Annotated in this window: 19 protein-coding genes; 6 read left to right on the top strand and 13 right to left on the bottom strand. The window is 68.8% G+C overall.

Features of this window, described 5'->3' with window-relative positions; genetic code table 11:
• Positions 1–303: 303 nt before the first annotated feature.
• Positions 304–948, bottom strand: a complete 645-nt coding sequence (locus ABT297_RS30810) for a DsbA family oxidoreductase (RefSeq protein ID WP_350555904.1) — start codon at positions 946–948, stop codon at positions 304–306.
• Positions 945–1,283 carry an antibiotic biosynthesis monooxygenase family protein gene (locus ABT297_RS30805; RefSeq protein WP_350555903.1) on the bottom strand — a complete coding sequence of 113 codons (339 nt, stop codon included), beginning with the start codon at positions 1,281–1,283 and terminating at the stop codon, positions 945–947. The genes ABT297_RS30810 and ABT297_RS30805 overlap by 4 nt, the downstream gene beginning before the upstream one ends.
• Positions 1,284–1,376: 93 nt before the next feature.
• Between ABT297_RS30805 and ABT297_RS30800 the strand changes: the two genes are divergently transcribed.
• Positions 1,377–1,856, top strand: a complete 480-nt coding sequence (locus ABT297_RS30800) for a MarR family winged helix-turn-helix transcriptional regulator (RefSeq protein ID WP_350555902.1) — start codon at positions 1,377–1,379, stop codon at positions 1,854–1,856.
• A gap of 197 nt (positions 1,857–2,053) precedes the next feature.
• Here ABT297_RS30800 and ABT297_RS30795 read toward each other — a convergent pair whose 3' ends face one another.
• The 3 genes from ABT297_RS30795 to ABT297_RS30785 all read right to left on the bottom strand — a co-directional run bounded on the left by ABT297_RS30795 (position 2,054) and on the right by ABT297_RS30785 (position 5,381).
• Positions 2,054–2,413, bottom strand: a complete 360-nt coding sequence (locus ABT297_RS30795) for an RNA polymerase sigma factor (RefSeq protein ID WP_350555901.1) — start codon at positions 2,411–2,413, stop codon at positions 2,054–2,056.
• A 161-nt stretch (positions 2,414–2,574) separates the two neighbouring features.
• Entirely contained in the window at positions 2,575–4,746 is a 2,172-nt protein-coding gene (locus ABT297_RS30790; protein ID WP_350555900.1) for a polysaccharide deacetylase family protein, read from the bottom strand.
• 383 nt (positions 4,747–5,129) lie between these two features.
• Positions 5,130–5,381: a hypothetical protein gene (locus tag ABT297_RS30785; RefSeq protein WP_350555899.1), complete on the bottom strand. Its 252-nt coding sequence runs from the start codon at positions 5,379–5,381 to the stop codon at positions 5,130–5,132.
• Between the two features lie 668 nt (positions 5,382–6,049).
• Here ABT297_RS30785 and ABT297_RS30780 point away from each other — a divergent pair.
• Both ABT297_RS30780 and ABT297_RS30775 read left to right on the top strand, forming a co-directional pair.
• Complete coding sequence (locus tag ABT297_RS30780) at positions 6,050–7,228, top strand: glycosyltransferase family 2 protein (RefSeq protein WP_350555898.1); 1,179 nt, start codon at positions 6,050–6,052, stop codon at positions 7,226–7,228.
• A gap of 12 nt (positions 7,229–7,240) precedes the next feature.
• Complete coding sequence (locus ABT297_RS30775) at positions 7,241–8,890, top strand: cellulose binding domain-containing protein (RefSeq protein WP_350555897.1); 1,650 nt, start codon at positions 7,241–7,243, stop codon at positions 8,888–8,890.
• Between the two features lie 32 nt (positions 8,891–8,922).
• Here the strand turns inward: ABT297_RS30775 and ABT297_RS30770 are convergent, their stop codons facing one another.
• The 8 genes from ABT297_RS30770 to ABT297_RS30735 form a co-directional block, all read right to left on the bottom strand.
• Complete coding sequence (locus ABT297_RS30770) at positions 8,923–9,684, bottom strand: hypothetical protein (protein ID WP_350555896.1); 762 nt, start codon at positions 9,682–9,684, stop codon at positions 8,923–8,925.
• Entirely contained in the window at positions 9,681–10,472 is a 792-nt protein-coding gene (locus tag ABT297_RS30765) for a hypothetical protein (RefSeq protein WP_350555895.1), read from the bottom strand. Before ABT297_RS30765 ends, ABT297_RS30770 begins: the two co-directional genes overlap by 4 nt.
• Positions 10,473–10,476: 4 nt before the next feature.
• On the bottom strand, positions 10,477–11,187 hold the full coding sequence (locus ABT297_RS30760) for an ABC transporter ATP-binding protein (protein ID WP_350555894.1): 711 nt from the start codon (positions 11,185–11,187) through the stop codon (positions 10,477–10,479).
• 82 nt (positions 11,188–11,269) lie between these two features.
• Positions 11,270–11,944, bottom strand: coding sequence for a response regulator (locus tag ABT297_RS30755; RefSeq protein WP_350555893.1), 675 nt, complete (start codon positions 11,942–11,944; stop codon positions 11,270–11,272).
• Positions 11,941–13,020 carry a sensor histidine kinase gene (locus tag ABT297_RS30750; protein ID WP_350555892.1) on the bottom strand — a complete coding sequence of 360 codons (1,080 nt, stop codon included), beginning with the start codon at positions 13,018–13,020 and terminating at the stop codon, positions 11,941–11,943. The genes ABT297_RS30755 and ABT297_RS30750 overlap by 4 nt, the downstream gene beginning before the upstream one ends.
• An 85-nt stretch (positions 13,021–13,105) precedes the next feature.
• Positions 13,106–14,014 (bottom strand): universal stress protein, encoded by a 909-nt coding sequence (locus tag ABT297_RS30745; RefSeq protein ID WP_502885674.1) that lies wholly within the window; start codon positions 14,012–14,014, stop codon positions 13,106–13,108.
• Between the two features lie 179 nt (positions 14,015–14,193).
• Complete coding sequence (locus ABT297_RS30740; protein ID WP_350555890.1) at positions 14,194–15,255, bottom strand: Clp protease N-terminal domain-containing protein; 1,062 nt, start codon at positions 15,253–15,255, stop codon at positions 14,194–14,196.
• Between the two features lie 109 nt (positions 15,256–15,364).
• Positions 15,365–17,434 (bottom strand): S8 family serine peptidase, encoded by a 2,070-nt coding sequence (locus ABT297_RS30735; protein WP_350555889.1) that lies wholly within the window; start codon positions 17,432–17,434, stop codon positions 15,365–15,367.
• A 517-nt stretch (positions 17,435–17,951) separates the two neighbouring features.
• Here ABT297_RS30735 and ABT297_RS30730 point away from each other — a divergent pair.
• From ABT297_RS30730 to ABT297_RS30720, 3 genes are all read left to right on the top strand, one after another.
• Positions 17,952–18,242 carry a helix-turn-helix domain-containing protein gene (locus ABT297_RS30730; protein WP_350555888.1) on the top strand — a complete coding sequence of 97 codons (291 nt, stop codon included), beginning with the start codon at positions 17,952–17,954 and terminating at the stop codon, positions 18,240–18,242.
• 42 nt (positions 18,243–18,284) lie between these two features.
• Entirely contained in the window at positions 18,285–18,785 is a 501-nt protein-coding gene (locus tag ABT297_RS30725) for an endonuclease V (protein WP_350555887.1), read from the top strand.
• Positions 18,786–18,857: 72 nt separating this feature from the next.
• Positions 18,858–20,474, top strand: a complete 1,617-nt coding sequence (locus ABT297_RS30720) for a methyl-accepting chemotaxis protein (protein WP_350555886.1) — start codon at positions 18,858–18,860, stop codon at positions 20,472–20,474.
• The last annotated feature ends 42 nt before the right edge of the window (positions 20,475–20,516 follow it).

Below are 20,516 nucleotides of genomic sequence, written 5' to 3'. Positions count from 1 at the left end.
CTGGACCACCACGCAGCAGTGGGTAAGGGCCGATTCCTCCTGTAGGAGTCGGCCCTTGGGTATCTGGTGGAGAGTGTGGTGAGCATCAGTCCGGTGGCCGCGAGGAATGCTGAGGTGGCCATGCTCTCACCGGCCTGCGGTGATGAGCTGTAAAACCCGCGCACGGTGACGATGCCGGCACCGAAGCCCTGCACCACTCTTCCGGCGATGAAGACGAGGATCGTCGGGGCCGCCGCGGACCGTCCCGGCGAACGCCAGCGAGTATCACTGTGTGCCGTCCAGTTCGGTCGTCACGACGGTCCTTCATTCGCGGGCCGGCCCTGATCCCATGAGCCGACGCAGGTCCTCGACCGAGAGCACGCCGCTGACCGGTGGACGGTTTCCCACTACCAGGGACGGAACCGAGGTGACGCCACGGCGTTGGCCGAGGCGCTCGTCACTGCTCACCTCGGCCGTCAAGGTGTCGCCGGCGAGCATCGAGCGGATGTCATCGGAGCTCAGCCCCGCCCGCACGCCGATCCGCTCCAGGTCGGCATGGTCGGCGATGTTCAGGCCCTCGGAGTGATACCCGTGGAACAGGGCTTCCATCACCTCGTCAGCGCGGCCTGAGAAGGCGGCGAGTTTCACCAGTCGATGGGCATCGAATGAGCTGACAGGGCGGGCGCGGTGCAGATTGAGCTCCAGGCCCTCGGCGGCACCGAGTTCGCGTATCCGGGCGATGCGCGCCGTGGCGGTGGCTCCCCACCACGATCCCGCAGACATCTGCTCCGCTGCGGTCTCACCAGGTATGCGCCCAAGCTGTGGGGCGAGCTCGTACGCGCGCCATCTGATCGCCGGACGGGCATCCTCGACTTCGTTCGACACCGCCGCCCGCAAACGTCGGTGGCCGATGTAACACCACGGGCAGAGCACGTCGGCGTGGACCTCCACGGTCGTCTCACCGGTCACGGGGCTGCCGCCTCGACCCGGCGCAGAACGCGAAAGCGGCTGACCCGCGTGTCCGTCAGACCGGGCAGCCGTTCGAGCTCCTGCTGGATGTCAGCCATCACCGCCGGGTGGTCGCTCGATGCCTCGAACGCGGCGAAATCCGCTTCGGACTCCCACCGCACGACACTGAGCATCTGGCGACCGTCGAGGCTCGCGAAGAACTCCCCTGACACGTAACCGGCACGGTGGGCGAGCCAGCGCTCATGGACACCCGCGAGCGCATCGACCAAGGACCGCTGCGTGCCCGTCCCGTCGACACGGTGTTCGAGCACCGTGCAGAACTGCGCGCTTTCCATTCCCAACTCCATAGTTCTCATGTGAACGATTCGCGTCTCAAGGGTAGGAGCAAGAGGATTCACATGTCAACTATTCACATGTACACTGGGGACGTGACCGGCAAGCAAGGCAAGGCGACGAGAGACCAGCTCGCGGCGTGGCGTGCGCTATACCGAGCGGACTCGCTGCTGTTCGCGCACATCAACAACCAACTGCGCACCAGCCTCGGGCTGACGTACTTCGAACGGGAGGTGCTCGCCGCCCTGGATCAATCCGGGGGGCGCCTGCGGATGGCGCCGCTGGCCGACGCGTTGATGATCTCCCGCAGTGGCACGACACGACTGGTCACGAAGCTGGAGAAGGACGGGCTCGTGCAGCGGGCGACGAGCGCCGAGGACCGGCGGGCGACATGGGCAGAACTCACCCCTGCCGGACAAAAGATGCTCAGTGATGCGCGGCCGATCATCGACGCGGTCGTTTCCACCTTCTTCGCCGACTATCTCGACACCGCCGATCTTCGCAACACAGCGAGTGCGCTGAGCCGTCTCGCCGACGCGAATCCCGGGATCGGTGAGTTCGAGTGCGGCCTGTAGGGCGGGCCATCCGCGGTTCGTCCGTCACAGTGGCGCGTTCCGCGCTCGGAGAAGACTGAGTCGGCGACGAGGCCGTCGGGTCGGCACTTTCGCGGCCGCAGTCTGGAGCGATCGGCGCAGGTACCGCCCACAAGCTCGCAGACGCCCGCCACCACCCTTGCGGAGCGACGGCGAGCTTCTGCGGTCTGGGCCGTACGTCACCCGGCCGGAGCGTTCGCTGCATCGTGGACCGGTTGATCGGGGCCAGTGGCGGCGAGGGCCCGGGCGAGCGGTCCGTCATCGGCGGCGAGGGCGGCGATCGCCCTGCTGGCCCGGCTCTTGACCGTGCCGGCCGAGCAACCGAGTTGCTCGGCGATCTCCCGTTCGGACAGCCCGCCCCAGTACCGCAACAGCAGCACGATGCGTTGCTGCGCCGGCAGGCGGCGCAGCGCGGTGAGGACGAGGTGGGCGGTGTCCAGGCCGTCGTACGGGTTGTACGGCGGCGGCTCGGGCGGGACCGCGGCGGGGATCTCGCGTTGCCAGAAGCGGCGGTCGGCCCGCCAGGCTGCTCGTGCCATGACCCGGCGGGTGTACGCCTCGGGGTCGCCGTCCGGGTGCAGCGTTGACGTCGGGCGACAGGCAAAGGCCCCGGCAAGTTGCGAGTCTCGGCCTTGCCGGGGCCTTGGGGATCATCTCGGCTTCAACGCCTGGGGTTCTCCCAGCCAGAAGGGCAGTTTCTCTACAGTTGCGCCGTTAGCTCGTCGAGCGCGGCGTTGTAGGTCTTGATCGTGAGGCCGCTGTCCCGGATGGCGTTGAGCTGCTGCTCGAAGTCGGCTTGGTAGGCGTCGTGCTCGCCGTCGGCGGTTTGGCCACCCGGCACGATCCGGTGGTAGACGAGCACGAGCCAGGTGTTGCTGGCTTTGGCCTGGTCGAGCCAGCTCTGAACCTCGGCCAAGGTGGTGGTGAGGCCAACGTTCTGCACCCGGATGCGATAGATATCGAAGTTGTCCTTGCTGTTGTAGCCAACATCCACCGAACGGTGCGATCCGTAATACTTCTTCACTTCGTTGAGCACGGTCGCGTTGTAATCGCCGTAGGGCGACGCTATGTTTCGCACGGCTTGACCGGAGAGTTGCTGAAGGTATTGCTGCGAATGGGTCAACTCATGGTCGAGCTGGGCGCCGGGAAGCTGCGCGAGGAATGGATGTGTGACGGTATGTGAGCAGATCTCGTGCCCGGCGTTGGCGAAGGCCAGAACATTCTCGGGACCTCCCGGCACGCCCTCGATGGACTGGGTGATGAAGCACTGGGTGCTCTTGAAGTTCCGGGCCTGGAGTAGCGGCAAGGCCGAGGTGAGATTGTCTGTGTAGCCGTCGTCGAATGTTATCGAGACGAGTGGCCGGTTGAAGCCTGTGGGCGTATACGGCTCGAGGCTGTAGTCGTCGGTCTGCAACCAACCGTTGCTGTTCAGGAAGACGAAGACCGAGACGGAGCCGGCGTCGCTCGGCACGGTGAAGGTGTCACTGTATTGCTGCCAGGTCGTCGCGGCGTTCGCGGCCGGTAGGGGCAGGGGCAGGCCCGAGTACGCCGCCGTGCCGTTGCTGCGATTGAACTGGGCGACAACGTGCGGTTGCGTGTTCGTCTTGTACCACACGCTGAACCGGTACTGCTTGTTGGGTTGGAGCGGTTGTGCCTGGTGTATCCATTTGGCATCGCCGTCCGTGTAGTTACTGACGGTCACCTTGACGCTGCGGCTGCCCGTGTGGCCTTCGTTGACGTAGTCGAAGCTAGCGGTGTTGTTTCCCCATCTGCCGGTGCTCCAGGCCGCCGGGCTACTGCCATCAGCCGTTTCGACTGAGGGGTTTGGAATGGGGTTGCTCGGGGCCGGCCCGCCACCGGCAACGGTCAGGCTGGCGTCGTCGAGCGTCAGCGAACCGTTGGCGGCAAGGACATGGAAGACGCTGACCTTGTCGACATCGGCCGGGATCGACACTGCACAAGTTATCTGTTTCCAGGTACTGCTGGCCGCCACGGCGGTCAGCGATTGGTAGTACACACTGCCGTCTGATCTGGTGAATTGAGCTATGAGCTCGGTCTGCACGTCGGACTGGTACCAGTCACTGAAGGCATAGCGGCCGCCTGGCGTGACCGCCACGGGGGTGAAGTACCACTTGGCGTCACCGTCGGTGTAGTTGCTGAGCGTAACCTTCACGCTCCGGGACCCACTATGACCGGTCGTGAGATAGCTGAACGCAGCGGTATTGCTGCCCCAGACGCCACTGGTCCAGCCATCGGGCTGGCTGGGGTTGGTGGCGGACGCTACCTCTACAGATGGGTTGGCAATGAGCTCGGCCGGTGGGGGCGGTGTGGTGCCGGCCGTCAGGCTGACATCGTCGATGGTCAGCGAGCCGACCTTGTCGAGCATGTGGAAGACGGTCACACTCTGGGCATTCGCCGGCGCGGTGATGGCTTGCGTGGTCTGACCCCAGGCGGTGCCGGTCGTGGCCGGCACAGGGTTCAGCTCGATGTAGCTGAGGCCGCCGCCGGTAGTCGTGAACTGTGCGACGAGCCTGGTGCTGACCGTGGCCTGGTAATAGTCGCTGAAGGTATAGGTAGCGTTTGGCGTGACCGCCACGGGGGTGAAGTACCACTTGGCGTCACCGTCGGTGTAGCTCGTGGTCTGGACCTTAACGCTGCGCGTGCCGCTATGGCCGGTGTTGAGGTAGCCGAAGGTGGTCGTGTTCGTCCCCCATCCCCCCGTTTGCCAAGCCACCGGCAAGGTCGCACTGGCTGCGGTTTCGACCGACGGGTTGGCGACGAGGTTGGTGGCTGCCCACCCGCTTGGCGCGTAAGAGAGCAGAGCCCCCATCCCTACGAGTGCGGCTGATGTGATCGTGAGTAGTTTTCGCAAGGTGCCACCTTTGTCAAATGCTTCGGGCGTATCGACCACTCAGGGTGCCGTGGATCAGCGCGAATGTGACATATCGCCCTTTGTTGGCTATCGACCTTGGTCGGAGTGCATTGCGGCTACTGAAAGTAGAGGCTATCGGCACGCGAAGTGAGGCCGCCTTGAGTGCTTGGGCAAATCGATAAAGGTTTCCTCCACTGGACGATCAGATGGCTCCACATGGTACGCGCTCCCCGCCTGGTATGGCTGCGCCGACCGATTCGATAAATGAACAAGCGCCTTTGTGTCCAATCGCGACTCCGCCGGCGAATTCCGCTCAAGCCGCCAATGCGAGGTCCAGGTGGGGGAGGTGGCTGGTTCGGCGGGGCGAGGGGTTGGCCGTTGCATCAGGCGTCCAGGCGGATGAGGTTGCAGGGCCGGGTGTCCATGCTGGTGTGTTCCAGGCGGGTCCTGCCCAGGCCGCGGTAGCTGGCCCGGCGGGCGCCGATCGCGGTCGCCGGGGCGATGGTGGACTCGACGCCGGCGCGGAGGGCGTGGTCACGCTGTCGGCCCGGGGTGGTTTGGGCGCGTTGCGGGCCTGTTGGCGCGTCCGGAGTCGCAGGGTCGACTGCCGGCCATGGCGGGATGCGGCGGTGCACGCGGCCCGAACCGGGCAGGCCCGGCAGACTGCGGTGGGGAACTGGCCGCCGTACGAGCGGCCAGTAGGCATGGAAATGTGTGCGGTCGAAGCCCCCGCCCGTGCGGGCCCGGGGTGAGGCATCGGCCGCATCGGGGTGACAGGCCGGAGGCCGTGGTCGGTAAGGCCGGACACGAGCAGGTCCGCCGAGAGGTAGCGGGAGTGCGGGTCGAGGATCTTCTCCTCCCAGGAAGTACGATCCGCTACCTCGACCTCACCATCCGTGTGACTCAGACCGGGGGAATTGCTGTCCGTTACTGAAGCCGCACTCAAACCGATTTCGAGTTGAATATCCTGCGTGGTCGGAAACGATTGGCCGATAGGGAGACTGTCGAGTCATCTTGGCGATAGGCCTCGAAGTCGCATTTGGTGATAAAGGTAGCTATTAACCCACTTCGCTCCTCCGAGTGGCCAGTGGACGTCAGACCCGCCGGAGAGTCATTGTGTTCTTGGCCACATTCTGCCGCTGTCGAATGTCAGTCGTATCCCGATTTGCCTGTTCCGTAGAGGCGAAGCCGTCGCAGGCGGATACGCGGGCGGCGCTTTGCGCGTCCCTTTACATCCGCTAGTGTTCGTCGCTGCAGACTCGGCGGTAGTCGACGTCGCGCGGTCCTATGGGGGGAGAGGTCGATGGGCACGACCGTGTACGGCCCAAGGAGAGCGGCGCTGTACACGCCGAACGACCGGCGCGGGAGAGGTCAAACCACCGCTTACGGACAGCGCCCGGCCGTTTACGGCACCGTCGTCGTGGTTCCAGCGCGCAATGAGGAAGTCGGGATCCTTACTTCCCTGAATTCGCTGGCCAAACAGAGCGTACGCCCGGACCTCATCATCGTCGTGGTGAACAATTCGACCGACAAGACCGAGGCCTTTGCGGCCAGGTTCGCGGCACTGTGGCATACGCCGAGAACGGTCGTTCTTGCCTTGCGGGAAAATCCGCACAAGAAGGCCGGCGCCCTCAACTACGGCATCAACTGGTTGCGGTTGCAGGTGGGCGGCCGCCTGGACAACACGGTCAATTACTTGCTCACCATGGATGCCGACACCGAGCTGCACCCGAAATTTATCGAACGAGCCACAAACGTGGTGGAATCCGATCCGGGTATTGGTGGCGTCAGTGCGGCCTGCTACGGCCGTACGGGCCTGTGGCGCAGTCCGTGGCAGCGCTTCCTTCTCGGGATGCAGATCATCGAGTACGGACGTGCCGCCAACATGCGCTACCGCAGCGACGTCCACACAATGGCGGGAGCCGGGTCCTTCTACCGGGGCAAGGCTCTGCAGAGCCTGATCGACTTGCGGGGGAAGGTCTTCTGGGAGGACCACCGTAACCTGGTCGAAGACTATGAGACCACGCTGACGCTCAAGGAATGCGGGTGGAAGGTCACCGCCAACCAGCTCTGCATCGCCTACACCGATCTCATGCCAACGCTTCGAGAGCTGCTCCAACAGCGCGAGCGCTGGGTGCGCGGCACCGTGGACGCCCTGCGTCGGCGAGGTTGGACCAAGTTCACCTGGCATTCCATCGCCACAATGATTCTCGGGCTGTTCGGCGCCGCATACGTTCTGGGTTGGGGAACGACGCAATTCGCCGCGTTGGCCATGTACGGCTTCCCCGGACAATCCGTCTTCTGGCTCTTGCTCGCCTTCTGGATCATCTACCCCGCAGTACGCGTGCGCAATCTCGGCTGGAAAGCAATGCTCGTAGAGGCGCTGCTCATCCCTCAGTTGGTATACACCGTGGTGCGTACCTACTGGATTGTGTCCTCGATTTTCAAATCCTACTTCACACGCGTTTCGTCGTGGAAGTGAATCGGGAACGCAATGAACTCCCTCAAGGGCCTGGGCGTGTTCGTGCTGCTCGCCGGAATCGCCCTCGCGGTGAGTCTGGCGGGCAGGGTCCAACTGATCGTATTCACGGTCACGGTCGGTCTCATCGCTGCGTCGGTATTCACCTTTGCTGCTTCCAGAAAGCGGTACCGTAAGGACCACCGAATTGCCGGTGGCTTCGACATGACCCAGATCATTCCGGCGCGTCTGCTACGACCGACCTCTCATCGACGCGGCCGGACCCTGCTCATACCGTTGGTCCTGGTGGCCGTCGCCGTCCCCGGCGCGGCCTACGCCGTATGGCGTATCGCCCCTTTGGGTTCTGGTGCCTCCACTGGGACGCCGTCCGTCCCCCTCACCATCCGGTACCGCACGGACACGCCGTCCACCGCCCCGGTGGGCAGGCCGTGGTTTGAGATCATCAACAACTCCACCAAGACCGTCCAACTGCGGGATGTGAAGCTGCGATACTACTTCGCCGCGGATCAAGCCTCGGCATACGGCGCGAACTGCTTCGAGACCGCCCTCCGGTGTTCGAATGTCACAGAGACCATCGAGGCGCTGGCCAGCCCGATCCCCAAAGCCAACCACTATCTCCAGATCGGCTTCACGTCAGACGCCGGCATCCTGGCCTCGCAACAGACCAGCGGAGGTATCGGGCTCCAGCTCTACCGGCTCGATCACAAGGAACTGCACCAGACGAACGATCACTCGTTCGACCCGAAGGCCGCGCAGTACATGCCGTCAAGACTGGTGACCGCATATGTCGGAGGTGAGCTCAGCTGGGGTGAGGAGCCGACCTCCCAGGCTCTGGCCGCCACGGCCTCCGTCGCGCCCGTTCCCACTGCAGACAAGCCAGTGCCCGGAGTCCTGTTCGACAATTTCCACTACACCGGTCCGGACGACCCGGCGTTGGAAGCCGGTGGTTGGCACGTGCGCACGGAGCGGGGCAGGCCGGGGATTCCTGACACCTGGTCGGCCGACATGGTCAGCTTTCCCGCCGATCCGACGGCTCAGGGCGGACAGGCATTGCAGCTTGCGGCCAGCACCGACGGCACCAAACAGGGCACCAAACAGGCTGAGGTATTGACGGCCAGCAACGTCTTCTTCACCGGGACGCTCGCCGCTCGGGTCTTCTTCGCCGATCGACCGGTTGCCGGCCGCAATGGCGACCACATCGTCGAGGCCTTCAGCGCGATTTCCTCATCGCCGTCATCGCCGAACTACAGCGAACTCGACTACGAGTACCAGCCCAACGGCGGTTGGGGTGCCGCAGGACCCAAGCTCGACACGACAAGCTGGCGGAGCTCCAAGGACGGTGACCGGGTCACGCAGGCCCACAACAAGCGCCTCGCCGGCTGGCACGTCCTGATGCTCACCGCCGCCAACGGAGTGGTCACCTACTCCATCGACGGCAACAAGGTCTTCAGCAGTGACGGCGCGGCGTATCCACGCGAACGGATGGGGATCCATTTCAGCACGTGGTTCATCGATCTTCCCATGACCGAAAAACGCACGTGGAGCATGCGGGTCAACTGGGTCTTCAAGGCCGATCAGGCGATGTCGCTGACCGACGTTCAGAACGCGGTGAACGGCTTCTACGCCAACGGCATCAACCGAAAGCAGGCCAACACCACCCCCTGACACGGCGGGTCTGCGGCCGGCGACGATGCGGTTCAGTTGTCCCGCCGGGTGAAGACGGCCCAGGCGGTCAGCACGGACAGGGTCGCCCAGGCCGCCAGTACCAGCAGGCCCACCGGGCGGTCGAGGGTGGTGTCCGGGCTCGCCGGCATGCCGAGCAGGCTCAGTGCCGCCTCGTGCGGCAGGAAGCGCACGACGCTGGGAACCGCTCCCCGCAGCGGCGGTGAGAGGACCACCGGCACGATGAACAGCACCGCGAGCGGGGCGACGACGGTGCGAGCGAGTATCGCGAACCCGAACCCGACCAGGCCGAGCAGCGGATAGATCACCAGCAACGCCGCCAGTTCCCCGGCGCGGCCGGAGGCGGCGGTCGCGCTCGCGTGCTGGGCGAGGTAGCCGGGCAGCACGGCCGGTATCGCGGCCAGCACGGCTGCGGCGGTGCCGACCGCCAGCTTGCCGAGGAAGAGCCGATGCCGCCGCGGTACGGCGGACAGGCTGACCCGCAGCTGGCCGCCGCGGTACTCGCTGCCTGTCGCGAACACGGTGATGGCGATGAACACGTAGACCGGCGCCAGCATGAGCGTGCCCAGCCGCCCGATGGGGACCGCGTCGCCGTGAGCGGCCACCCGCACGGCGTCGGAACGGGCGAGGATGCCGAGCGCCGTGTTCGCGACGGTGGCGCTGCCCAGGGCGATCCAGGCGGCCGGCAGCGTGCGCAGCTTCGTGACCTCTGCCGCCATGACGTCGCCGAGGCGGATCGGCGCCAGGTCGGCGCGATCCGCCCTGGCGGCGCTCATCGTGCGTCCCGTCGCCGCAGCATCACCGCGGCCGCGGCGATGGTGGCCGTGGCCCATCCGGCGAGGACTGTCAGGCCGTGGGCCGGGCCGGCGGTGAGCTTGTTCGTCGCCGCATCGAGCAGGAGGTTGCGGCCTGCGCTGAGCGGTAGCAGGGCGTCCAAAGACGGAGCGACCGCGGTCGCCGCCTGTGTCATGGTGATCGCGATCAGCGCCACCGTGACGATGATGGCGATGAGCGTGCTGCGGGCGATGACGGCGATGGCGAATCCGGTCAGTGCGAACAACACCGCGAACGCGACGAACCTGGCCTGGCCCAGCAGCGCGGCACGGCTCACCAGCAGGTCAGGGTTCCAGTCCTTGATGCCCGCATACATGAAGGCCACGCTGAGCGCGGCGATCAGGACGGCGAGAGCCAGCAGGTAGAGGCCGGCGGCGAGCGTCTTCGCGGCGAGCAGCCGGCCACGCCGTGGCACCGCGAGCACGCTCATGCCGAGCTGCCGGGAGCGGAACTCCTGCCCGGCGATCATCGCGCCCAGGATCGGCAGGAGCAGGCTGATCTGCAGCGAAGACGCGACCAGCAGCCCAAGGATGGCCTGGTCGGCGGGCTGTCGTTCGCCGATGAAGATCTCGATCGTGCCGTCCGGGGCGATGTCGGCCACCGCGCTGGCGTTGAGGTGCACGGACTGGGACAGGATCAGCACGTGCAGCGCGAGGCTGACGCCGGTGACGATCCAGACGCGTGGCAGCGTGACGATCTTGGTCAGCTCTGCCCTGGTCGCGGAGAACATCGCTTCACCTCGTCCCGGCGCGGTCGGAGGTGAGGGCGAAGAACGCGTCCTCCAGCGAGGGGTACCCGCTCGTGACCTCGGCGAGCGAGCCCCGGGTGACGATCTGTCCGCGGCTGATGATGACGACGTCGTCGGCCGTGTCCGAGGTCTCGGTCATGAGGTGACTGGACAGCAGCACGGTGCGGCCGGCCGCGGCGTATTCGCGCAGGAACCGCCGGACCCAGCGGATGCCGTCGGGGTCGAGGCCGTTGACCGGCTCGTCGAGGACGAGGATCTCCGGCTCGCCGAGCAGCGCCGCGGCGACACCGAGCCGCTGTCCCATGCCGAGCGAGTACTTCTTGACCCGCTGGCGCGCCGCGCCGCCGAGCCCGACGAGGTCGAGCACCTCGCGGAGCCGGGCGCGGGGGATCCGGTTGGACTGCGCGATCCACCGCAGGTGGTCCACGGCCCGCCGCTCGGGCACTGGTCCGGCGCCGTCGAGCATCGCGCCGACGGTGCGCAGCGGGTGCTTCAGGTCGCGGTACGGGCGGCCGTTGATCAGCGCCGTGCCGCTGGTCGCGGCGTCCAGCCCGAGAAGGATGCGCAGCGTGCTGGACTTCCCGGCGCCGTTGGGGCCCAGGAACGCGGTGACGCGACCCGGTCGCGCCGTGAACGTGACGTCCCGCAGCACGGTCGTCCCGCCGTACCGTTTGCCGAGCCCGGTTATCTCGATCATGCCCACCTCCTGCATCGAACCTGTGCGGCCGATTCAGCCTGTCGGCGGCGGGCGTGGGCGCGCGTCACCCGGAAGTAGACAGCTACCGTTCGTCGTGCAGCAGCCCGGCCTCATACGCCAGTACCGCGAGTTGGGTACGGTCCTTGACGTCGAGCTTGGCGAACATGCGCCGCAGGTAGGTGCGCACGGTCTCCAGGCTCAGGAACAGCTCGTCGGCGATCTCCTGATTCGAGTGCCCGCGCGCGACCAGCCGGGCGACCTGGATCTCCCGCGCGGACAGGACCCGGCCCGCGAACGCGTGGCGGCGGCCGGGGCGGGCGGGCGCGAAGTGGTGGATCAGCCGCGCGGTCACCTCGGGCGCGAGGACCGCATGGCCGGCGTCGACGGCGCGGACGGCCTGGAGCACCTCCTGCGGGGCCGCGTTCTTCAGCAGGAAGCCCGACGCGCCGAGGCGCAACGCCTCGGCGACGTATTCGTCGAGGTCGAACGTGGTCAGCATGACGACCCGCGTGCCGCTGTCGCCGGCGAGCACCCGGCGTGCGACCTCCACCCCGCTGATCCCGGGCATCTGTACATCCAGCAGCGCCACCGCCGGCCGCAGTGCCGCGATCAGCCGGGCCGCCGTCTCGCCGTCGGCGGCCTCCCCGGCCACCCGGAAGCCGGGTGTGCGGTCGAACAGCTTGCGGTACGCGGCGCGAAAGCCCGGGTCGTCGTCGGCCAGGAACACGCTCACGACGCGCGGCTCCTCCGGGTTCACCCGACGCTCCACGCGGGCAGCCGCGCCTCGACCTCGAAGCCGCCCTCGGGATGGTCGCCCCAGGTCGCGTCGCAGCCGGCCGACCGGGCGCGCTCTCGCATGCCCTGCAGGCCGAACCCTCGTCCGGGCCGCCCGCCGGTCCCTGGGCCGCGGTCCCTGACCCGCACGGCCACCTCCCCGTCGGCGTACCGGACGGCGACCGAGCACGCCGCGCCGGGCGCGTGCCGGACCACGTTGCTCAGCGCCTCCTGGACGATGCGCACCACGGCGGCGCCGGCGGCGTCGTCGAGCCGATCGCACCCGTCGAGCCGGGCGTCCACGGCAACCCCGGCGGCGCGGGTCGTGGCGATGACCGAGCGCAGCCGCGTCTCGGCAGGGCGGCCGGCCGGCTGCTCGTCCGAGCGCAGCGTCCGCACAAGCGCCTGCACCTCCTCCAGCGACCGCCGGGCGTGAGCCTCAACGTCGGCCAGCGTCTCGCGCAGCTCCTGCTCGGTGGCGTCGGGAAGGCTCAGGGTCACCCCGGCCTGGGCGCTGATCACGCCGAGGGCGTGCCCCACCACGTCGTGCACTTCCCGGGCGGTCTCGGACTGCACCCGGGCGCGCTCGGCGGCATTGGCGGCAGCGATCTGATGCGCGACGGAGCGCCCCAGCACCCAGGCGACGCTCAGCGCGGCGGCGCCGATCGCCAGGCGCAGGCCGGCACCGCGCCCGTCGTCCTGCGGCGTCGCGGAGACCAGGGCCAGGCCGGCGAGGACTCCGGCGAACACCGCCGTGACGATGCTGCCCCCGGCGCCGCGGCCGACGGCCACCGTGTAGAGGCACCAGGCCGCGCCGAGCATCGGGTCCTGGCACACGCCGAGAAAGGCTCCCGCGAGCGTCATGACGCCGACCACGATTGTCGAGGCGATCGGGAAGCGCCGCCGCAGCAACATCGCACCGGCCACGACCACCGCGGCCGCCAACCCGATCACGCGCCTCGGCCAGTCCGGCGCGTTGAGCGACGGGACCAGCCAGAACGCGACGATCACGACGATGGCCGCCGCGTCCACGAGCGATCGCTGACGGAGCACCGGCACGTCGCGAACGTAGCAGAATGTCAACGGCACCGATGACGCGCCTGAAGCTGTCGCCGGCCACGGAGCCGACGGCGGCGTGCGCTGATCAGGTCGCTGCGGATGCTGGTGACGACGTGGTCGTGGCGCGCGAGTCGCCGGCTGCGGGGGAGCCCGACGGTACGACCAAGACCGGCAGGTAGGCGTGGTGCAGGGTGGCCATGGCAACGCTGCCGAGCAGGATCTCCCGAACCGCCGAGCGCCCACGCGTGCCGACCACCAGCACCCCTGCCGCCCGGCTCCGGGCACATCCGACAAGGGCCGCGGCAACGGAGCGGCCGTGCATCCCCCGTCCGCCGCGCAGTTGCAGCCGCGTCACCGCGGTGTCGTCGCCCTCCTGCGGTGGACCGGTCGTGTCGCCGGTGGCCTGGCCGTCATCCACGGTCGCCAGCAGCAGGGGCCGTGTCGGAAACAGCCGGGTTGCGGTGGCCAGCGCCGTCTGCGCTCCCGGCGAGCCGTCGTAACCAACCAGCACCGGGCCGTTCGCAAGGGCCGCGAACTCGGCGATCAGGAGCGGGTGAGGGACCACGAGGACTGGCCGGTCGGTGTAGTGGACGACCATGTCGGATACGCTGCCCAGGAGCGCTTGGGCTCCGCCGAGTCCGCGTGATCCGATCAGTACCACATCGGCGTCGACCTTCTCGGAGAGCTCGGCGAAGCGCAGCCCCTCCCCGCCGTAGCTGCGGACCACGAGTGGTTCGGCGTCCCAGCCGGCGACTCCGGCGAGGGTGACCCCGATGGCCGCCATCCGGTCGGCCTCCCGTTTGCCCTCCCGCTCGATGGCCTCGACGAACTCGTCGATGTTGCTGGGGCCGGTCCACAGGCGATCCCGCAGGCTCGTGCTGGCGAATGGCGGGGTCCACATGTGCGCAACCCAGGCATGGGCCCGAGGGAACAACTGGGCGCCGGCTTCGATCGCAGCGCTGGCGGCAGGGGAACCGTCGTATCCGACGAGCATCCGGGTCGGCGTTATCCGCGTTGTCGACATTGTCGCCCCCTCGGTCGCTGGCTGTGCAGCCGTCTGCGAGATACGTCCCTTGCCGTTCACCTTGGCACGTGGGGATACCGATGTCCGGGGCCGTTGGGCTCCTCCTCGACCTGCCGTTGGTCCTAGCGCCTAGCGCCGCCGCCGCCGGACTACAGCGCCAGTTCGCCGCCGAGCGACCGGGCGAGGGTGCCGGGGTCGACCCCGAACGCGCGCAGCATGCGGCCGCCGGTGCCCTCGTGGTCCGTCGCGATCACGTACAGCAGGTGCGAGGTGCCGGCGCGCCCCTGCCCGAGGTCGGCCGCCAGTCGCGGGGCCTCGTCGAACACCCGCACCAGGTCCGCCGCGTACGGGCCCTTCGCGTTCTCGGCCGGCTCGGTGGCGAGGTCCTCGGCGAAGTTTTTCACCTGGGTGTACCCGAGCCCCAGCCGCGCCAGGGCCCGCGCCCCGCCGTTGGGCTGTTCCTCGGCGAACCGGTTGCCGGTCCGCTCCAGCGCGAAGTCGAGCGCGCACATCGCCATCACCAGGTGCGCCTGCCCGACCAGCGCGCAGCCTCCGCGGACCGCCTGCCGGGCCGCCTCGTCGCGCAGCGCCGACTCCATCGGGTCGCTCCCGCGGCGCCGGCCCGCCAAGGCCGCGGCCTTCACGGTCGGGCCACGCTCGAACCCGAGCAGGGGCCCGACAACCAGCCCGGCGGCCTTGAGCACCGCGAGGCAGATCGCCGCGTCCGGCGTGCCGTCGGCGAGGAACTCCTCGTCGGGGCGGAGGTGGAAGCGCCGGACGAACTCCATCCACTCCCCGGGTGAGTCGCACTCGGCGAGGAGCGAGCGCAGCGCCAGCTTGAACCCGACGTACCGGATGTCTCCCTCGGCGGCCGCCGCGAGGGCCCGCCCCAACGCGACCCGCACCCGCTCGTCCCAGGCGGGCATGGCGCCCATCGGCCGCCGGGTGCGTCCGCGCGCGAGCCACTCACCGAGCCGCAGCGTCGCGTCGACCTCGTCCTCGACCTCGATCGGCAACCCCTCGCCCGAGGCCCCGAACCCGGGCGCGACCTGCCAGCGGATGTCGGACGTGCCGAGCCGCCCGAGGAACACGTCGGCGAGGCGCTCCGCGGTGACGACCGGTGCGCCTTCCAGGGTGGCGCGCCACGCCGCCTCGCCCAGCCCGGCGACGACCTCCAGGGAGGCCACGATCCTCGCTTCCGTAAAGCCCACCGGGCAACCGTACGCGCCCTCCGATCGCCGCCCGGCCCGCGGACTGCCGCCACGGCCGACGACGGCGGCCCGGAGGCAATGCCTCCGGGCCGCCGCTTTTGGCCAGCTGTCAGTTGAACATGAAATTCGCGGTGTGGGTGGTGCCGTCGATCAGCGTGACGACGAGCCGCCCGCACGTCTTCGCCTGGGTCTTCTGCGTCTTCCAGACGTAGTTGTACTGGTCGGAGGCGGCGTCGTAGGTCAGCGAGCTCGACCCCGCGGTGACCGTCGCCTCCACCAGGTCCTGCGGTGCGGACGTGTCGCACACCACCGTCTGCAACGACGGGGCACCGCCGGAGAAGATGTCCAGGCCCTGGTTGCCGGAGAGGCCGAACTTCACCGGGACCGCGCTGCCGGCCTTCACGACGTTGAGCTTGTCGACGTTGATCGGCGAGCCGAAGTCGCGCCAGCCGAACACCACCTGGTAGGTGACGCTGACCGGAGCCGCCGTGTTGCCGGCGCGGTCACGGCCGCCGGAGCACGTGGCGGTGAAGTAGCCGACCTTCGGACCACCGGTGACGGACAGGGTCGCGGGCTTCGCCACGCCGCTGTCGCCGTCGGTCGTCGTGCAGGAGGGCGCCACGGATGTGCCCAGCGTGATCTGCTGGCCCTGGGCGACGCCGGCGACCGCCACGGTCGGTGGGGTCACGTCCTCCGCCTCGGTGACGGCTTTGTAGGCGTTGACCATCCCGTATCCGAAGAAGCCGTTGACGGACGGGTTGGCGGGATCCACCTTGCACCGGCCCTGGGTGAAGTCGGTGCCGGAGGTGGGGCAGGCGAGCGGGATCGCCTGTTTGCGCAGCAGATCCGCGATGTAGTCGGGGGTCGCACCCGGGTGCTTGGACGCCAGCAGCGCGGCGACGCCCGCGACGTGCGGCGACGCCATCGAGGTGCCCGACAGTGTGCGGTAGCTGCTGACCCCGGTCGACGGGGAGGTGGAGTAGATGCTCGAGCCGGGTGCCGTGACGTCCACGGCCCCGAGACCGAAGCTCGAGAAGGACGACCGGGTCGGCTGCGTGGTCAGGCCCGGCGCCCACGGCCCGACGGCCGCCGCGGGGGCGGTCGGCTGGGTCGTGGAGGAGACCGTCACCACGCCGGGCAGCTCGCCCGGCAGGTCGAGGCAGCTCGGGTCGAGCGTGCGGCGCACCGGTTTGGTGTCGTCGGGGCTCGTCGTGTCCACCGTCTTGTTGGCGAGGTCGTGGTTCTCGTTGCCCGCCGCCGCGATGTTGAGGATGCCGTTGGCGGTGGTGTAGCCCACCGCTCGGCGGACCGCCTCGACGACCGGCGCCTGGTCGGCCTGGCTCTCGCACCAGTACAGCCACGGGTCGATGTAGTAGCTGTTGTTCGTGATCTGGATGCCGTGCTCCGCCGCCCAGACGAAGCCGCAGATCGCGTACTCCGGGTAGATGAAGCCGTCGGAGTTGACCACCTTGATGGAGGCCAGCTTCACGCCGGGCGCGACGCCGACGATGCCGACGCCGTTCTTGGCCGAGGCGATGGTCCCGGCCACGTGCGTCCCGTGGTAGTCGGCGGTCAGGCTGGTGGGTCGCCACGCGCCGGGCGTCGTGTCGGGAGCGCCGGTACCGACGCAGCTGACGGACTTCGACTGGTCGACCACCGGCGCGAGGTCCTGGTGGTTGGCGTCGATGCCGTCGTCGAGAACACCGACCGTGACGGTCGGACTGCCGAGGCTGACCTCGTGCGCCGCGCGCGCACCGATGAGGATCATGTCGCTCTGGCGCGTCGCGTTCTCCATCGCGTCCGGCGTGTAGGCGTCGATGGCCTCGACGGCCTCGGTGTCCTCGGCCATGGCGGGCAGGGCCGCGGTCCGGGTCGCGCCGACGGAGTGGACGGCGTCGCCGTGGGCGGCGCCCTTCACCGCCTGGACGAACGAGGGGTTCGTGGAGCGTGCGATGACCACGCCGATCTGGGCGTACGACACCGTCACTGTGCCGCCGGCCGCGGTGACAGCGGCGGCGGCGTCCACGGTCCGCTCCTTGCTCACCGCGTTGACGACGTAGCTGAGGTTGGGGCCGGTCGTGTCGGCCATCGCGGCCACGGGCGCGAGTGCTGCGCCCGCCACGACGGCCGTCGCCGCTGTCGCGGCGAATAGGGCGTACCTGGGCAACCGGGAGTTCAAATCCTGGCCTCCTGCGGAAAGGGGGGTGACCCCGTGCTCTGAATGGGGCGCGGCGATCTTATTGGCGTGGCCGGTCGAATTTCACTCGGCTGTACGGCGGATAGTCGGTGCCGGTCGGAGGCGCCTATTTTTCGGTTCACCAATGACCGATGGCCCTGTCCGCCCGAACGCGGACCGAGGGCTTTTTGCCATGTCAGCGGGTCCGCCCGGCCGGCGTCTCCGTGACCGACGGTGCCGGCATCGCCCGGACCGGCGGACATTTGACCGCACACCTTGGCGGCCGTATCCGGGATGGAGAAAGTGATCGCAGTGACACCCGGTCGCGGCAATTCGAGTATCTGTGAAGATGCATAAAGCGAAATGCCATCTGGCTTTTCGCACGCCGCCCACGCCGGCACCCGGGGTTCAGGCGGCCGTCTGGGGTCGCCGGGCCGGCCTCGCGCATCGTTGCGAGCTTCGCCGCGAACTTCGGGGCTACCCGACCGAATATTTTAATACCAGGATTATCATCGTTCGCATGGTGCGCAACCCGCTGACCGATGACGAGCGGCACCGAGGGCTGGTGCTGGGCCGGCTGCTGCAGGAGGCGCGCGGGGCGCGCAGCGCGGCGGCGGTCGCGCTGGAGGCCGGGATCTCGCTGGACACGCTGCGCAAGATCGAGCGCGGGGCGATCGTGACCCCGGCGTTCTTCACGGTCGCCGCGCTCGCCCGGGTGCTCGGCCTCGACCTGTCCACGCTGGCCGAGGCCGCTGCCGAGCACAAGGCCGGAGTCGCGGGCAAGGGGCAGGTGGCGAGCCGCGTGGCGTAGCGCATGCGGCTCTGGAAACTCGGGGTCGCTATTTTGCTCGTCATGGATCGGACCGGGGCCGTCGACGTGCACTATCCGGACACCGGTGGCGCCCGGGCGGCGCTCGTCGTCGGCGGGGCGCCCACATTCCCGTCGATCCTGCGGGAGCATGTGTGCTGGCTGGACGACGTGGCCGCGTACGAGCCGGGCAGCTTCTACAAGCGCGAGCTGCCCGCGATCCGCGCCGTCCTGGCCGGCGTGGAGCCCGTGGAGCTGCTGGTCGTCGACGGGTACGTCGACCTCGACCCGGCCGGCCGCCCCGGCCTCGGCGCGCACGTCCACGCGGAGCTGGGCCTGCCGGTGATCGGCGTGGCGAAGACGGCCTTCCGCACGGCGTCCCACGCCGCCGAGGTTCGCCGGGGCGGCGCCGCGAAGCCGCTGTACGTCACCGCCGCCGGCCTCCCGCTCGCCACCGCCGCCACGTACGTGCTCCGGATGAGCGGGCCGTATCGGCTGCCCGACGCGCTGCGGAGGGTGGATGCGCTGGCGAGGGGGCGGGGGTAGCGGGCCGGCGACGGGTATTTCCTCAATGTGGTGGGCGCCGTGCCGATGGGCTGCGCGGGGAGAGCGGCAGCGGTGCCCGAACGCTTGGGAGTCGACGTGGTGGAGCGGATGGTCGGTTCGCTCGGTGTCCGCAAGGCCATCATGGTCACCGTGGCCTTCACCGGCCTGGTCGCCCTGGTCATCGGGGGGCTCGGCCTGGTGGAGATGCGCTCGGTCGCCGTGCGGGGCGACGAGATGTACCGGCAGGCCGTGGAGCCCGCCGAAACGCTGAGCAAGCTCCATGAGCTCGTGTGGAAGTTCCGGTTCAGCGCCCTGTCCACGACCGTGGCGACGACCGACCAGGCGCGTCAGACGTTCACCGCGATGCAGGACCAGACCCGCAGGGACATCGACGCCGGCATCGAGGCGTACGGCAGGTTCGACCTGGCCGCCGGCCAGCGCGACGGCAATGCCTCGTTCAAGCAGGCCTGGCAGGAGTTCCTCACCCTGCGCGACCAAGCGCAACAGCTGCGCGACCAGCGGCGCATGGTCGAGTTCGAGGGGCTGCGGGTGCAGAAGCTCAATCCGGCCGCGGATCGGTTGATCGCCGTGCTGGACAACCTGACCGCCGTCTCCGTGCGGATCGGCCAGGCGCGCCTCGCCGCGGTCCGGAACACGTACTCGCAGTCCTGGCTGACCGTGAGCATCGTGCTCGTCGCCGGCCTGCTGATGGCGCTGCTCCTCGCCAGGCTGGTCGCCGGGACGATCATCCGCCCGCTGCAGCGGCTGCGGCACACGCTGCAGGCGGTCGCCGGCGGCGACCTGACCCAGACCGTCGACGTGGCGGCCCGCAACGAGCTGGGCGAGATGGCGGCGTCGCTCAACGCCGCGACGACCCAGATGCGCGCTGCGGTCGGCACCCTGGCCGGCAGCAGCACCGGCCTGGCCGGGCGTGCCGCCCAGCTCGAGCGGACCAGCCAGGACTTGGAGCGCAGCGCGCAGCGCACCTCCGAACGGGTGGCGTCGATCGGTCAGGACCTCGGCAGCGTCTCCAGCAGCGTGCAGTCGGTCGCCGGCGGCGCCGACGAGATGGGTCAGTCGATCCGGCAGATCTCGGCGAGCGCGAGCGAGGCGGCCACGGTCGCCCGGGACGGCGTCGAGGTCGCCGCCGCCACCGAGGACATCATGAAGCGCCTCGGCGTGTCGTCGGCCGAGATCGGCAACGTGGTCAAGGTCATCACCGCGATCGCGGAGCAGACCAACCTGCTGGCGCTCAACGCGACGATCGAGGCGGCGCGCGCCGGCGAGAGCGGCAAGGGGTTCGCGGTCGTCGCGGGCGAGGTCAAGGACCTGGCGCAGGAGACGGCGAAGGCGACCGAGGAGATCGGCCGGCGGGTGCAGGCGATCCAGGCCGACACCGGCAGCGCGGTGGAGTCGATCGCGAGCGTCAGCGAGGTCATCCGGCGCATCAACGAGTACCAGACGACGATCGCGGCCGCGGTCGAGGAGCAGAGCGCCACCGCCAGCGGCATGGCCGGCGATCTCAACGTCGCGGCCGGCGGCACCGAGCGCATCGGCGGCGGCATGGGCGAGGTCGTGCAGGCCGCGGACGGCACCCGCGACGGCGCGGCCACCGCCCGCGCCGCCGCGGCCGAGCTCAGCACGATGTCGGCCGAGCTGCGCACCGCGGTGAGCACCTTCCGGTATTGATCCCGATTCATAGGTGGGCGGCGCCTTGGGGGCGCTTGCGCA

Source organism: Dactylosporangium sp. NPDC000555 (assembly GCF_040300025.1).
GTDB lineage: Bacteria > Actinomycetota > Actinomycetes > Mycobacteriales > Micromonosporaceae > Dactylosporangium.
This window is presented reverse-complemented; position numbering and strand designations above follow the sequence as displayed.

Bases quoted from the DNA above. Each gene is read 5' to 3' on its own strand.
- ABT297_RS30805 (WP_350555903.1), bottom strand. From the start codon at position 1,283: ATGGAAAGCGCGCAGTTCTGCACGGTGCTCGAACACCGTGTCGACGGG.
- ABT297_RS30795 (WP_350555901.1), bottom strand. From the start codon at position 2,413: ATGGCACGAGCAGCCTGGCGGGCCGACCGCCGCTTCTGGCAACGCGAG.
- ABT297_RS30780 (WP_350555898.1), top strand. From the start codon at position 6,050: ATGGGCACGACCGTGTACGGCCCAAGGAGAGCGGCGCTGTACACGCCG.
- ABT297_RS30775 (WP_350555897.1), top strand. From the start codon at position 7,241: ATGAACTCCCTCAAGGGCCTGGGCGTGTTCGTGCTGCTCGCCGGAATC.
- ABT297_RS30770 (WP_350555896.1), bottom strand. From the start codon at position 9,684: ATGAGCGCCGCCAGGGCGGATCGCGCCGACCTGGCGCCGATCCGCCTC.
- ABT297_RS30765 (WP_350555895.1), bottom strand. From the start codon at position 10,472: ATGTTCTCCGCGACCAGGGCAGAGCTGACCAAGATCGTCACGCTGCCA.
- ABT297_RS30760 (WP_350555894.1), bottom strand. From the start codon at position 11,187: ATGATCGAGATAACCGGGCTCGGCAAACGGTACGGCGGGACGACCGTG.
- ABT297_RS30745 (WP_502885674.1), bottom strand. From the start codon at position 14,014: ATGCTCGTCGGATACGACGGTTCCCCTGCCGCCAGCGCTGCGATCGAA.
- ABT297_RS30730 (WP_350555888.1), top strand. From the start codon at position 17,952: ATGGTGCGCAACCCGCTGACCGATGACGAGCGGCACCGAGGGCTGGTG.
- ABT297_RS30725 (WP_350555887.1), top strand. From the start codon at position 18,285: ATGGATCGGACCGGGGCCGTCGACGTGCACTATCCGGACACCGGTGGC.